Consider the following 14,525-nt stretch of genomic DNA (forward strand, 5'->3'; position numbering starts at 1 on the left):
CAATAGCGGCTTTTTCAATACACTACAGCATCTTAGATCAGATCATTTGGGATCTGGGGGCGCATCTCTAACCAAATTTTGCCACTTTCAATACCGTATTTACGCACAACCATGATCACGTCGTTATGCTTACCGGCCTGAGCCATCTGCTTTAACTGTTCATAATAGCTGCGGGCGAGCGCACGGGCTGCCGGTTGTGAAAAATAAAAACGGGCAATTTTGTTATACAAGCCGCGAAAACCATTTAAGATCAACACATATATACGGTTAGAAGAATGCAGCGCTAATTCATGGTTGAGGTTGTAATCAAACTCAGCAAAGGCTTCCGCGGTATCGTCTAAGGTTTCAGCATTACTTAAATAATCAATCACCTGCTGCTGATGTGTCTTAATAGCGCCACGAATATAGATAGCGCTGATATTAGTCCGGGCAGAAAGCAGTTCATCTACTAAGTCTGGCATATGCTCTTCATCAAGCCGCGCCAGCGTTTCTAAAATATTTAAACCTGAGGTTTCCCAAAAATTATTCACTTTAGTGGGTTTGCCATGTTGAATGGTTAACCAACCATCGCGCGCTAAACGTTGTAACACTTCACGCAAGGTGGTGCGGGTTACACCAATCAATTCTGAAAGCTCACGTTCAGCGGGTAAAATAGAACCTGGGGCAAATTTGCCATTCCAGATTGAATCAACAATATACTCTTCAGCAAAGCCAGCAGGACTTTGTGCTTTAATTAGGTTGGTCATGCGGATTAATCCGTCTCATTAGTCTTAAAATTATCGACTGATTGTACCAGAGCGATGGCAGTTAACAAGACACACGGCAAAATTCGCTGCAGTAAGACAGACTTCATTGTGTATTCTGTTGAAATACCTTAAATTGTTAAACTATATTTGCTTAATTTTGCAGGCAGCAGCATGTTTCAAGCGCTTAAATCCCTTTCTCTCAAACGTTGGCCTTGGCTTTTACTGGCTTTCACTGCGTTATTATTTGAAGCTTCCGGCTTATATTTTCAGTATGTGCTTAATTTTCAACCTTGTATTAAGTGTATTTATATTCGCGCAGCCTTTCTCGGTATTCTGGTAGCCGGTTTAATAGGTGCTTTTGCGCCTAGACATCCCTTAGGCCGTTTCGTGGCTAACTTAGCTTGGCTTGGCGCTGCGCTTTATGGTTTCTGGCAAGCGCAAGAATTGGTAGCGATAGAGCAAACATTAGCCAGCGGCGGTTTTACCACTTGCGCCCTGTTTGCCGATTTTCCCAGTTGGTTAGCTTTAGATCGTTGGTTTCCCGCGGTTTTTGAAGTCACCGGTACTTGTGGTGGGGTAAGTTGGCAGTTTGCTTCGCTGAGCATGGCGCAATGGAGCCGGATCATCATGTTCAGTTACAGTGTGGTTTCAGTAGTGGTGTTGGCCAGCCAATTTAGCCGGCTCAACAAAAACCCTTACCGTGATTAACCCACTAAATCTGTTTACACTCGATAATTGCTAACTAATCGATCTAGCTCTGTCGCAAGTTCCGTCAGTTGTTCGCTGGTGTGTGTGGCACGTTTTGTACCGTCAGCCGTTTCTTCGATAACGATAACAATTTGATGCACATTTTCGTTTATGGCGCCAGAAACATGGGTTTGTTCTTCTGCTGCAGTGGCAATTTGTGCGTTCATGTTATTAATGGTATTTACCGCGGTACTAATTTGATTTAATGCCAATTCTACTTGGCGGATTTCTTCCACGCTGCTCTGACTGCTTTGCTTTAACTGACTAATCAGTTCAATCGCGCCTTTGATACCCGAGTGTAAGCGTGAAATCATTTGCTGAATTTCTTGAGTACTTTTTTGCGTACGGCTGGCCAGCGTGCGCACTTCATCTGCGACTACGGCAAAACCCCGCCCTGCTTCACCGGCACGGGCCGCTTCAATCGCGGCATTTAACGCTAACAAATTCGTTTGCTCAGCAATACTGCGGATCACATCTAACACCCCGCCAATCCGATCAGACTCTTTACTTAAATCTGCAATCACCGATACGCCATCATTTACTTGCAAGGCTAAACCATCAATTACTTGTACGGTTTTCTCCAGTGTGTGTTTAGAGTTACTGACCAGATCTTCTGCATTCGCTGCGGCGGATGATGCTTGCATCGCACTGTCGGCCACCTCTTGTGAAGATGCCGCCATTTCATTCATCGCGGTAGCCACTTGATCGCTTTCGGATTGCTGACGACTCACGCCCTGAGTAGCTTGGCGCATAATGGCGTTTAATTCACCAGCACTGCTGTTTAAAGTTGAAGTTGAACCGGCAACCCTTGCAACCAAATCTCGTACCTGACTAGCAAAGCGGTTAAAGGCTTCTGACAACTGTGCTAATTCATCATTACCACTCACGGTTAAACGATGGCGTAAATCACCGCCACCTTGAGCTATTGCGGTCATTGCCGAAACAACTGATTTTAATGGCGTTATAATGCTGCGCACAACTACCAGCGCCAACAACATAATCACGATTAACGAGGCGATGGCGGTACCCAGAGAGCTCCAAAAGCTGGTACTAAGTGACTGATCCACTTTTTGCTGCATTAACGCCACTTGCTTATCTAAACTGTCAATCCAAAAACCCGTTCCAAGCATCAAACCCCATTTACTTAACTCTTCAGCGTATCCCAATTTGGGCTCAGTTAGGTTAGTCTGGGTATTATTCCAATGATAGTATAAATAGCCGTCACCACTTCGTGCCGCATTCCATAAGCCGCGGATCACCTCTACACCATTTGGGTCCTTGAGATCCATCAGGTTACGGCCTTGTAAGGCTTCATTAGCCGCATGCATCACATTGACACCTTGCTGATCATAAATAAAGAAATAGCCCATACTGCCGCTATCATCAAAACGCAATTGCCTTAAAATTTCGATAGCTTCTGCTTTTACAGCTGGGTTAGTGGCCGCATCAGGCGCGTTGTATAAGTGAGCAATTGAGCTTTTCGCTAATTGCATATAGTTTTTAATTAAGGCTTGCTGACTTTGCTGAAACATCTCTTCAAAACTATCAACCCCTTGTTGCCCCAAGGATTTAGCCTGCAACAAACTAAAGCTTACTAACAACACCGCAAGCAAGGTACTGGGGATCAGAGCTAACAATAAAATTCGGGTTTGGATGGTAAGGTTGGCCATCAGTTACTCCATGTTAACGGCTAAATTCAACACTCAGTATAAACCTAGTTTTGCCATACTGCTGTAATAAAGGCATGAAAAACGTAAGATTAACGCTTAACGCGTTATTACTCAGCATAAAAAAAGCGCCGAACAAAGTCGGCGCTTTTTAACCATCAACACAGCGCGTGTTTAAACGATAGCTAACAGCTCAACATCAAAAATTAGCGTGCTAAATGGAGCGATAGCATTACCGGCACCACGTTCGCCGTAAGCGAGGTTATGTGGCACATATAAACGTAATTTTGAACCTACTGCCATCATTTGTAACGCTTCAGTCCAGCCAGCAATCACGCCTGATACAGGGAACTCAGCAGGCTCGCCACGCTGATAAGAGCTGTCAAAGACCGTGCCGTCAATTAAAGTACCGTGATAGTGCGTACGCACGGTAGAAGCAGCAGTCGGTTTTTCACCTTCGGCGGCAACTAAAACTTCATATTGTAAACCTGAAGCGGTGGTAGTGACTTCTGCACGCTTAGCGTTTTCGGTTAAAAATACTTCGCCCGCTTCGGCTAAAGCCGCTGCTTTTTCTTGTTCAACCGTTTGCATACGCTCACTGATAACCGTAAAAGCAGCACGAATTTGATCTTCGGTCACTTCTGGCGCTTCTTCATTGTATGCTGCGGCTAAACCTGCGGCCACGGCAGTAATATCTAAGCCATCAAATGGACGATCAGCAAGCTGCTGACCCATCTGTAAACCAATACCGTAACTTGCGTGTTGCTCTAAGGTGGTAAATTTTGACATGCGTTCCACTTATCCTTGACGGATGGCGCTAAGCACCATCAGAGTTAAAATTGCACTTATCTTACGCTAATTAGAAGAACTTGTCTCGCAAGACGATTGTAACTGTTGCCAAACCGCACGAACTTGCTGCTGATCTTGCTCAGTCAGTTCACCGCCTGCAATGGCTTGCGCCAAACTCTGCTCCACTTGCGCCACAATATCGCTGACGTGAAAAGGTTGCTCAGTAACCTGCAAGGTACCCACCACTAAATCAACATGGCCGCGTAAGTAACCAGCAGCAAATAACTCATCATCGGTCGCAATGGGCACTAACTGATCAAAATAGGCTGCGGCCTGCTCAATAAACTGCTCTGTATGTTCTTGTTGCTGCATCTTAATGCTCATCCTCATATCCTAGACGGTAAATAACATAATCGTTGTAACCGGTTAACACACTGATCAAGCCTTGTAGCTCACGATCCAATGCGACATCGCCGGTATCGGCTAACAACGGCCGCCCATCTAATTGTTGTAACTTCGTTTTGGTGGCTAGTAAGAGAATGTTGTCACGGCCCACGGCACGGATCACCGCTGGGGATAGCTGCTGATTACCTCGACCAAACACATGGCCTTGTCCGCCTATCAAAGTGATAACTAACTTACTGGGATAATCTTTTACCCAATCAAGCAGTTCACTGGCGGTCACGTCCTGCGCTAATAGTTGGCCATTTTCAACTACATCTACCCCTAGCAGCGTGTTCTCTAAGCCTAGCTCCGCCATCACCGCGGCCACGGTTGAACCAGAGCCCATCACATAACGCACGTTATCTTCTAATTGGCTGGCCACATAAGCTGCTAAATCATCCAACACCAGCTCAGCGGATTCTTTGCCCGCCATTTTCACGCTTTGGACATAACGTAATTCAGCCGGAATACGCATTTCGCCATAACGCCGTGCTTTTACCACGCCTTGGCGAAAAGCCACTTCATCAATATCCATCACCGCCGCTTCTTGCTGGCTAACTAATTCACCCGCGACTAACTTGCTCAGTAACTTCCCTGCGGCCAGCGGTGATATGGCATACACGCCAGAATGAATTTTACAACCAGCAGGAATGCCTAGCACCGTGGTGCGATCCGCGACCACACTGCAGACATTGCGCGCGGTGCCATCGCCACCTGCGAATAACAGTAAATCAACGCCCGCCGCTGCAATCAGCTCGGCAGCGTGTTCCGTATCCAGCGCTTGTGTAGGATGTTGTGTTGGGGTGTAACACACCTGATACTGAAAACCTAACTCGGCTGCCAAAGCTTCGCCCATGTCGGCGGCAACCGTGAGAATTTCAACTTGCTGTTGCAGTGGTAATAACTGCTCTAAACACACACGAGCCCGCTCACCCGCCATCGGCGTAGCGCCAAGCGCCAAGGCTTGCTCGGCCAGTTGATCGCTGCCTTTTAACCCCACGCTACCGCCCAAGCCGGCTAATGGGTTAATAATTAAGCCTAATCGAAATCGTTTCGCCATAACTACTGCTACCTATAGCTCGCTGCCTCTTAAAAGCAGGCGTATTGCAATTGCCGCGCATTGTACCTGCTAATCTGGCTATTTCCCAGCGATCAGCCGCCAGACCGGCGCATCGCAACCCGGTAACGGCCGGATAGCATTCTAAGGCTATTTCAGCAGGCTTGCGGCAAGTCCGTCAGTGCTCTACAGTAAGTCGGCATTTGCGCCCAGCAGTTTGGTTTTATGCTCTACACCAACTGTTTTATGCCGATTTTGCTACTTATCCTTGAATATCGTTTCTTATCAGGAGTTTTTATGACCTCGCTCGAACAGCAGTTTACGCATCACCAGCAGGCTTTTCATGCAGATCCTTACCCAAGCCTTGCCCGCCGCCGTCAGCGTTTAACTGCCTTAATGCGTACTTTGCAGCAATTTGAGCACGCGCTATGCGAAGCCGTTGCCAGCGATTTTGGCCAGCGCAGTCATGATGAAACCCGATTACTGGAAATCGCGCCTTGCCGCCAAGGCTTAAAATATCAATTGCGCCATTTAAAAACGTGGATGCGCCCGAAAAAGCGGCATGTTCATTACACTTTTGCGCCAGCCACTAACCGGGTGATGCCACAGCCGCTGGGCGTAGTAGGTATTATAGTGCCGTGGAATTATCCGATATTTCTGGCATTGAGTCCTTTAATGACGGCACTGGCAGCAGGCAATCATGCCTTGGTTAAATTATCTGAATTTACCCCAGCAACCAATCAGGTACTACGCCAATTATGCCAGCAAGCCTGTGCGGATAGCGTCAGTATTATCGAAGGCGATGCCAAGGTCGCCGCCGACTTTTCTGCCCTACCCTTTGATCATTTGCTTTTTACCGGTTCAACCCAGGTTGGGCGTAAAGTGATGCAAGCCGCTGCCGCCAACTTAACGCCGGTAACCTTAGAGCTTGGCGGGAAGAGCCCGGTACTGATTGCACCTGACGCCAACTTAGCACGCATCAGCGACCGCTTGCTATTTGGTAAAACGGCTAATGCCGGTCAAACCTGTGTCGCACCAGATTATGTGTTAGTGCCTCGTGCCCAGCTGCCCGAGTTAATCAGTCTGCTCAAGAAGGGGTTTAAACGTTTTTACCCCGATTTCCCAAATGGCAGCTCATACAGTGCGGTCGTCAATCAACGACAATATCAACGGCTCAGCCATCTTTTGCAAGAAGCGAAAGATGCCGGCGCAACCTTAATTTCCTGTAGCGAAGGCGGCAACGCGGAGCAGCGCTTATTGCCGCTGACTTTGGTAGTGGATGCCCCGTTAGCGTGTCAGTTATGGCAAGAAGAGATTTTCGGGCCGGTTTTACCGCTGCTGCCTTATGATGATATTAACGAGGCCATTGCCTTTATTCGAGAACGGCCTAAGCCCTTAGCCTTATACTTGATGAGCGAAAACTCAGCGTTAATTAGCCAAGTGCTCGAGCAAGTGCATGCGGGTGGCGTAGCCATTAATGATACCTTGCTGCAAGTCGCGCAAGATGATTTACCCTTTGGCGGTGTCGGGCCATCAGGCCTCGGCTATTATCATGGCCCAGAGGGCTTTTTACGGTTGTCGCACCTTAAAGCCATCCATGAAAAAGGCCGCTTTAGTAGCAGCCAATTTATTTATCCACCGTTTGATCGGCCGCTATTTCAAGCTTTATTACGCTGGCTCACTCGGTAAGGCGTTAAACCAAGGCCGCTTTAGGCATCTGTTTAGGTAAGCTCCAAGCTAAGATGGCGGCAAAACATGCCGCTATCGCTGCCAGCACATAGGTTTGTTCAGCACCTGAACCATTTTGCCAACTAATGCCGCTGATATAAGCACCTAGCGCACCACCGCCACCGTATATAATACCTGCGTAAAAAGCCTGGCCTCGCCCTCGCTGCGCCTTGGAGAAAAACTGCTGAATAAACTGCATAGCGCAGCTGTGGGCAATGGCAAAACTCCCTGCATGAAACAACATACTCAGCGCTAACAGCCACGGCGAATCGGCAACAAAAGCTAACATAAGCCAGCGGATCACCGTCAAACCATAACAGCAGGCCAACAACCGACGAAAAGAAAAACGCTGCAAAATACGTCCGGCATAATAAAAGGCGATGATTTCAGCCAGCACCGCTAAACCAATAAACAAACCGGTAAGGGTTCCGCTGTAACCCAGATCTCGGCTATACAGCGTAAAAAAGCCATAAAACGGCGCAAAGCTCATCTGTAATAAGAATGCCGCAGCCATAAACTGCCACAGCACCTTACTAGAAAACAACTCAGCAAAAGATAATTTGGGCTGATCTTTACTTGGTGGCGGTGGCATCGGCGGTAAATTAACCAAACTGAGTAACAACAAAAACAGAAACAACAATGCGGTGCCAGGCATAAACTCACTGCCAAAGCGCTGATAAAGCCAGCCGCCCAGCATGACTAATACGATATAACCGATACTGCCAAAGGTACGAATTTTACTGTAGCTGCCGGTATCATCATTTAAACTATGAAAAGTACAGACTTCCAGCTGCGGTAAAATCGCTGTCCAGAAAAAGCTGAATACCGCAAAACCCAGTAATAATGGCCAAAAGCCAAAATCGACTAAGCTACTAAGCCAAGCGACAATAGCAATACCGGCGCCAAAGCGCATGATCCCTAAAGGATTAGCCGTACGATCAGCTAAGGTGCCCCAAAGCGCTGGGCCTACAATACGAGTGGCGGTAACCAATGCCAGTAACAAACCAATTTGTGCCGATTGATAACCGCGGCCATCTAAAAACAAGCCAAAATACGGCACAAAGATGCCCAGTACACCAAAGTAAGCAAAATAAGCCAGCGATAACGCTGGCTTGGCAGTTAATCTGAACACAATAATCGCTTATTCGCTGGGAGCTTGTTGACGAGAAATGGCAGCAATATCCGGCGTGGTTACCTGCACCATGGCATTTTGCGCGCGCTGTCTTAACAGGTGATCTAACAGCACAATCGCCAGCATCGCTTCGGCTACGGGTACAGCTCGAATACCCACACAGGGATCATGCCGCCCTTTGGTCACGATATCGACGACTTCACCGTCGGTATTAATGCTTTTACCCGGCACACTGATACTCGAAGTGGGCTTTAGCGCAATACTGACTAATAAATCTTGGCCGCTGGAAATGCCGCCTAAGGTGCCACCAGCGTGATTGGCACTAAAACCCGTTGGCGTTAATTCATCACGACCCGTTGAACCGCGCTGCTCGACCACCGCAAAGCCATCGCCAATTTCCACCGCTTTTACGGCATTAATGCTCATCATGGCATGCGCAACATCGGCATCTAAGCGATCAAACACCGGCTCACCTAAGCCAACGGGCATGCCGCTCGCCACCACATTAACGCGAGCACCGACCGAATCACCGTCTTTTTTCAGTTGCCGCATGTACTCATCTAAAGCACTGAGCTTATCTGGATCGGGGAAGAAAAATGGGTTGTTTTCAACTTCATGCCATTGTAATTGTTCCGCTTTTACCGGGCCAAGCTGGGCTAAATAACCACGAATTTCAATACCACAATGCTCTTTTAGATACTTTTTAGCGATAGCACCGGCAGCCACTCGAATGGCCGTTTCACGTGCAGATGAGCGGCCACCGCCACGATAATCGCGGATCCCAAATTTGTGCCAGTAGGTGTAATCGGCATGCCCAGGACGAAATAAAGCGGCAATGTTCGAGTAATCTTGTGAACGCTGATCGGTGTTTTCAATCAATAAACCGATAGAGCAACCGGTAGTAGTATCGTTAAACACCCCTGATAATAGCTTCACCGTATCTTCTTCTCGGCGCGCAGTGGTGTAACGCGACGTGCCTGGCTTGCGCCGATCCAGATCTAACTGCAGATCTTCAGCGGTCAACGCCATACCAGGTGGACAGCCATCAACCACTCCGCCAATGGCCGGACCATGACTTTCGCCAAAGGTGGTGACTTTAAATAACTGCCCAATACTGTTACCTGCCATTTATGCTTCCTCAAACAAATGCTGACTGTTGATAAGCTGCTGCTTTGTCAACGCGAAAACGCCCAGACCACCGCTGTTAAATTCCAGCCAATTAAATGGGACGTCTGGATATCTATACTGCAATTCAACCATACTATTGCCAACTTCACAAACTAAAATGCCCTGTTCGGTAAGATGGGCTGCCGCATCTCGAAGGATTTGCCGCGTTAATGCCAGCCCGTCCACACCCGAGGCTAAGCCTAATTCGGGCTCATGCCGATACTCTTCGGGTAAGTCATCCATATCTTCGGCGTCAACATAAGGCGGGTTGGTCACTATCAAATCGTAATGCTGGCCTTGTAAGGCGGCAAAGCCATCAGATAACACGGGAAATACCCGATCTTCTAATTGATGCTCCGCAATATTAATTTGCGCAACATTTAACGCATCAGGACTAATATCCACGGCATCCACTTGTGCATCAGGGAACGCATAAGCACAAGCAATAGCAATACAGGCAGAGCCGGTACATAAATCTAAAATAGCCGTAGGAGTAAAACCCGGCTCAAGTAAGTTAGCAAATTTGTTTTTAATTAATTCGGCAATCGGCGAGCGTGGGATCAACACTCGCTCATCCACATAAAACGGCAGCTCGCAAAAGTAGGCTTGCTGAGTCAGGTAAGCGGCGGGAATACGCTGTTCAATGCGTTGCTGCAGTAAATCAATAAACGCTTGGCGCTCATGCAGGGTTAAACGCACGGGCAACAGTTGGTCATCGGTCAATGGCGGTAAAAATAGCACATGGGCTAACAGCACTGCCGCTTCATCCCACGCATTGTCGGTTCCATGACCAAAATACACTCCAGCCTGATGAAAACGACTTACTGCCCAACGTAACCAATCATGTACCGTGCACAGTTCTGATAAGGTCCCCTGCAACTGTTCAGGATGAAAAGGTGATAGCGGTTGCTCAGTCATGGTATGCTGCACTCCAGATTTTAACAAAATATTGATTAGACCCGCGCGCATGCAGAAAAAAAACTCAGCTAGCAAAACCCTTGATCCAGAGGAGCTGGAACTGTTCCGGGAGTTTGTTGCTGGCACCCGCCCGCTTGAGCAAGACAAGATAGCGCCAGTTGCCAAACGCAGCAAGCAAAAACGCCCCAGCGCGGCCTCGAATAGCGCAACTGCTGAAAAGCTGTTCTTTTTCTCTGATGAATACGAAGTTTTTAGCGACACCCAAGGCAGCTTGTCTTATGTGCAAAGCGGTGATGATCCGCATTTAGCTGGGCGCCTGCGCCGCGCAGAAATCGAGCCGCAAGTCGTTTTGGATTTACATGGCATGACCGGCCAACAAGCGAAAACAGAATTAGCGGGGTTATTAGCTTATTGCCAGCAGCAACAATTTAACTGTGCCTGCGTGGTACATGGCAAAGGCTTAGGGATTTTAGCGCGAAAAGTGCCGAATTGGTTAGTGCAGCATCCCAATGTGCGCGCCTTTCATACTGCGCCCAAAGCTTGGGGCAAACAAGGCGCTTTATTACTACTTTTGAAAATCAACCAAAGCACCGAGCAACAGTTTCGGGATTTGCCTGGCCGCTAAAACCATTCGCCTTTCAGATTTCGGGTAATACCGACAACGCCAGTGGTCTATTTCGCTCTTGCACCACACCCCCTTGTCCTGGCTGGTAACTAATACAAGTTAACGAGGCGGTGCTAAAAATCGGGGCTTGGCCGGGTTCAGTAAAACTTTCGACTAAAAAACTCACCAACGGCATATGTGATACCAACAGCAGCTTGGCATTGGGCTGGGCTAACAATAATGCATCAATCTGCGCTTTCACTGCTTCCGCTGCCGCATCAGGCACTAACTCGGGTATGAGTTTAAATTGGCATTCTGCGGGCTGCTGCTCTAACATTAATTCGGCTGTTTGCTGCGCACGTAAGTATGGGCTACTCCAAACATAATCGAGATTGGCATAGACCGTTTTTAACCACAACGCCATTTGCCGCACATCGTTCTGACCGTCTGGTGTTAATTGTCGTAAGCTATCATCCGCCGCATAGGGCTGTGCTTCGCCATGTCGCATGATCACGAGATTTACCATGAAATTGTTACCATAATGCTGTTTTGTCCCATTGATTCGACTATTGAGCAAATTAGCATGCGTCAGGTGAAAATAGTGCGCTATGATAAAGAAAGTCTGTTGTCAGCGTAACTATCATTTGTGCATAACATAACGTTTAGTTATTACTTATCGCTATGAAACTTTGGTCGGATAACCCGCAAACGTCAACAAGCACCCATGCTAAATAAAGGAACCGCTTTGCAACATAATGAACTGATAAAAAGTCCAAATGATCCAAAGCAATACCGATATTTGCAGTTAGCTAACGGTTTACGTGTGCTTTTGGTTCACCAAGCTGACAGTGAAAAAAGTGCCGCCGCCTTAACCATTAATGTCGGACATTTTGACGATCCACAAGAACGAGAAGGTCTCGCGCACTTTTTAGAACATATGCTGTTTTTAGGCTCGGCACACTATCCGAACGCCGGTGAGTTTCAACATTTTATCAGTGAGCATGCCGGTAGTCATAATGCCTGGACCGGCACTGAACATAGTCATTTTTATTTTGATATTGAACACGCCGCTTTTGCGCAAGGCCTTGCCCGTTTTGGTGATATGTTTTGTGCGCCCTTGTTTAGCGCCAGCTACGTTGATAAAGAGCGGCAATCTATCGAAGCTGAGTTTTCCATGAAACTCAAAGATGATAGCCGCCGCATTTATCAAGCACACAAAGAAAGCATTAACCCTGCGCATCCTTTTGCTAAATTTTCAGTAGGGAATGCCCAAACACTCGCCGATTTACCAAACAACAGCCTGCAACAAGCCGTCAGCGAGTTTTATCAGCAGCAATACAGCACTAGCCGCATGAGTTTGTGTTTAGTTGGTCCTCAATCACTTGCTGAATTAGCCGCGCTGGCTAAGCAACATTTTGCGGCACTGCCAACGCATCTTCCGAAAAAACCTGCAGTACAGGTGCCATTGTATTTGCCTGAACAGCAAGGGATTCAATTAAATATCCGCCCCCATAAAAGCAGCAGCCGTTTGGTGGTCAGCTTTGCCATGCCTGATATTCAGCCATGGTACCGCTTTAAACTGGTGAGTTTTATCGCACATCTGCTGGGCGATGAAGGGCAACATTCTTTACTGGCCTATTTAAAAGAACGCGAACTGGTTAATCAATTAAGTGCCGGTGGCGGTATTGATGGCAGTAATTACAAAGATTTCACCGTTGCCTTTGAACTGACGGCCAGTGGCCGCGCGCATTATCGCGATATTGTGGCGGCACTGTTTAGTCAAATTAAGCTGCTAAAACAATCCGGGTTCAATCAGGCGCTGTTTGTCGAGCGGCAACGTTTATTGCAATGGTCATTTCAGTTTTATGAGCCCAGTAGTGCTTTACAAACCGCGGGCGATTTATCGCTAAATATGCAGCATTACCCTCCTGAGGATATTATTTTCGGCGATTATCGCATGGAATTACCGCCCGAGGCGCTATATCAAGAACTGCTGGGGTATTTTTGTAGTGACAATATGCGCATTATGTTGGTGGCTGATGAGGTGCCAGTTAATTGTGAAGCGCGCTGGTATCATACCCCCTACAGTATTGTCCGTTTAGATAAGCAGTGGCTTGAGCAATTAAGCCAACAACCCCTTAAACGCGCCATGCAATTGCCAGCACCGAATCCGTATTTACAAACCGAATTATCGTTATTACCGGACAGTGCGCATATGCCTTTACCACATGCAGTATGTCAACGTGATGACCTGCATATTTGGTATAAAGCCGACACGGATTTTAACACCCCTAAAGGCCATATTTTTGTGCAGCTAACCCTGCCTAATAGCTGTCAAACCTTAACGCAGTTAGCTGCCACTCGCTTGTGGGTAGAACTTGTACTGGATCGCTTTAATCAGCAATTGTATGCCGCGACAACTGCGGGATTAAATTATTATCTTCACGTACATCGTCAAGGTGTCAGTTTACAAACCTCTGGCCTGACTGCGAACCAAATTCGTTTACTTAGCGATATTTTAAGCCAATTACCCGAGCCTGAATTTAGTGAGCAACGTTTCAATGAACTCAAACATCAACTGTGCCGACACTGGGAAAACAGTAGTAAAAATAAGCCGGTCGCGCAGTTATTTAGTCAGTTATCAGCCATTTTGCAGCCGCAAAACCCTGAGTTAGATTTATTACAACGCACCCTGGCGGCATTAAGCTTTGAGCAGTTTCAGCAATTTCAGCAGCAGCTTTTACAACAGATCCATTTGGAAGCTTTATTGGTAGGCAACTGGCCTACCGCGGCAGCGGCTGACTTACAGCAGCTATTAGTAACCTGGTTAGCGGCACAGCACTCTAGTGGCCCTGCGTTGCCTGCGCGGCAAAACGGTATTAAAGATCTTGGCCCGGTTTGGTTACAGAGTGTCGCCAGTGGTCAAACCGATCATGCTATTGTTATTTATATCGCAGCGCAGCAAAAAACGGCCGACCAAATGGCCTGCTTTATGTTGGCAAACCACGTGATGTCGCCACGCTATTTTCATCAATTACGCACAGAGCAACAATTAGGCTATTTAGTCGGCACCGGTTATGTACCGATTAATACCCTGCCAGGTTTAGCGTTTTACGTACAATCGCCCGACTCAACAGCAGATAAACTGTATGCCGCGACGGTAGCGTTTTTTCAACAGTTTTTAGAGCAAATTCAGCAGTTAACGTCTGACGAGTTCGCCGCATTAAAACAGAGTATGCTATCGCAATTGGCCGAGCGTGATACCAGTTTAGGCGCACGTGCCAAGCGATTGTGGCTAGCTCTTGGCCAGCAAGATTATCAGTTTAGTCTTACCGCAGATATTCAACAGGCCTTAGCAACGCTAAGCCGGCAAGCCTTTATTGCGTTTTTACAACAACTTCTCGCACCCGACTACGATGTGCTGTTTTTAGCAACCGATCCGGCACCCAGCAATAGCCATGTAAAAACTCTCTTGAAAACTGAATTGTTAGCGGGGCTGAATTTGCTTTGACAGCCTTGCTGATCT

General features: G+C 47.4%; 13 protein-coding genes. 4 read left to right on the forward strand and 9 right to left on the reverse strand.

All coding sequences use genetic code 11. From position 1 onward, the window contains the following. Positions 1–32: 32 nt before the first annotated feature. Positions 33–746, reverse strand: coding sequence for a fatty acid metabolism transcriptional regulator FadR (gene fadR, locus ORJ01_RS01590; RefSeq protein WP_229585155.1), 714 nt, complete (start codon positions 744–746; stop codon positions 33–35). Between the two features lie 171 nt (positions 747–917). On the opposite strand from fadR, the gene dsbB reads away from it, so the two are divergent. Next, a complete protein-coding gene (dsbB, locus tag ORJ01_RS01595; RefSeq protein WP_306176737.1) occupies positions 918–1,454 on the forward strand; it encodes a disulfide bond formation protein DsbB in 537 nt (178 codons plus the stop codon). 14 nt (positions 1,455–1,468) lie between these two features. Here dsbB and ORJ01_RS01600 read toward each other — a convergent pair whose 3' ends face one another. The 4 genes from ORJ01_RS01600 to ORJ01_RS01615 form a co-directional block, all read right to left on the reverse strand. Continuing rightward, positions 1,469–3,163, reverse strand: a complete 1,695-nt coding sequence (locus ORJ01_RS01600) for a methyl-accepting chemotaxis protein (RefSeq protein WP_306176738.1) — start codon at positions 3,161–3,163, stop codon at positions 1,469–1,471. 171 nt (positions 3,164–3,334) lie between these two features. Further along, positions 3,335–3,949 carry an FKBP-type peptidyl-prolyl cis-trans isomerase gene (locus tag ORJ01_RS01605; RefSeq protein ID WP_226750864.1) on the reverse strand — a complete coding sequence of 205 codons (615 nt, stop codon included), beginning with the start codon at positions 3,947–3,949 and terminating at the stop codon, positions 3,335–3,337. A gap of 66 nt (positions 3,950–4,015) precedes the next feature. Next, complete coding sequence (locus ORJ01_RS01610) at positions 4,016–4,333, reverse strand: YfcL family protein (protein ID WP_226750863.1); 318 nt, start codon at positions 4,331–4,333, stop codon at positions 4,016–4,018. Further along, positions 4,323–5,453 (reverse strand): ATP-NAD kinase family protein, encoded by a 1,131-nt coding sequence (locus ORJ01_RS01615; RefSeq protein WP_306176739.1) that lies wholly within the window; start codon positions 5,451–5,453, stop codon positions 4,323–4,325. The genes ORJ01_RS01610 and ORJ01_RS01615 overlap by 11 nt, the downstream gene beginning before the upstream one ends. Before the next feature lie 294 nt (positions 5,454–5,747). Here ORJ01_RS01615 and ORJ01_RS01620 point away from each other — a divergent pair, with 294 nt between their 5' ends. Then, positions 5,748–7,139, forward strand: a complete 1,392-nt coding sequence (locus ORJ01_RS01620; protein WP_306176740.1) for a coniferyl aldehyde dehydrogenase — start codon at positions 5,748–5,750, stop codon at positions 7,137–7,139. 4 nt (positions 7,140–7,143) lie between these two features. On the opposite strand, the gene ORJ01_RS01625 is transcribed toward ORJ01_RS01620, so the two are convergent. From ORJ01_RS01625 to prmB, 3 genes are read right to left on the reverse strand one after another with little or no spacing between them, the layout of a single operon-like run. Continuing rightward, entirely contained in the window at positions 7,144–8,310 is a 1,167-nt protein-coding gene (locus ORJ01_RS01625; RefSeq protein WP_306176741.1) for an MFS transporter, read from the reverse strand. A gap of 9 nt (positions 8,311–8,319) precedes the next feature. After that, positions 8,320–9,438 carry a chorismate synthase gene (aroC, locus tag ORJ01_RS01630; RefSeq protein ID WP_306176742.1) on the reverse strand — a complete coding sequence of 373 codons (1,119 nt, stop codon included), beginning with the start codon at positions 9,436–9,438 and terminating at the stop codon, positions 8,320–8,322. Continuing rightward, the gene (gene prmB, locus ORJ01_RS01635) at positions 9,439–10,395 is read right to left on the reverse strand and encodes a 50S ribosomal protein L3 N(5)-glutamine methyltransferase (RefSeq protein ID WP_306176743.1); all 957 of its coding nucleotides are present in this window, start codon (positions 10,393–10,395) and stop codon (positions 9,439–9,441) included. A gap of 49 nt (positions 10,396–10,444) precedes the next feature. Here prmB and smrB point away from each other — a divergent pair, with 49 nt between their 5' ends. Beyond that, a complete protein-coding gene (gene smrB, locus ORJ01_RS01640) occupies positions 10,445–11,020 on the forward strand; it encodes an endonuclease SmrB (RefSeq protein ID WP_226750857.1) in 576 nt (191 codons plus the stop codon). Positions 11,021–11,033: 13 nt separating this feature from the next. On the opposite strand, the gene sixA is transcribed toward smrB, so the two are convergent. Beyond that, on the reverse strand, positions 11,034–11,525 hold the full coding sequence (gene sixA, locus ORJ01_RS01645) for a phosphohistidine phosphatase SixA (protein WP_306176744.1): 492 nt from the start codon (positions 11,523–11,525) through the stop codon (positions 11,034–11,036). Positions 11,526–11,744: 219 nt separating this feature from the next. On the opposite strand from sixA, the gene ORJ01_RS01650 reads away from it, so the two are divergent. Then, on the forward strand, positions 11,745–14,510 hold the full coding sequence (locus ORJ01_RS01650; protein ID WP_306176745.1) for an insulinase family protein: 2,766 nt from the start codon (positions 11,745–11,747) through the stop codon (positions 14,508–14,510). The last annotated feature ends 15 nt before the right edge of the window (positions 14,511–14,525 follow it).

It is taken from the genome of Alishewanella sp. SMS8, assembly GCF_030737935.1.
GTDB lineage: Bacteria > Pseudomonadota > Gammaproteobacteria > Enterobacterales > Alteromonadaceae > Alishewanella > Alishewanella maricola.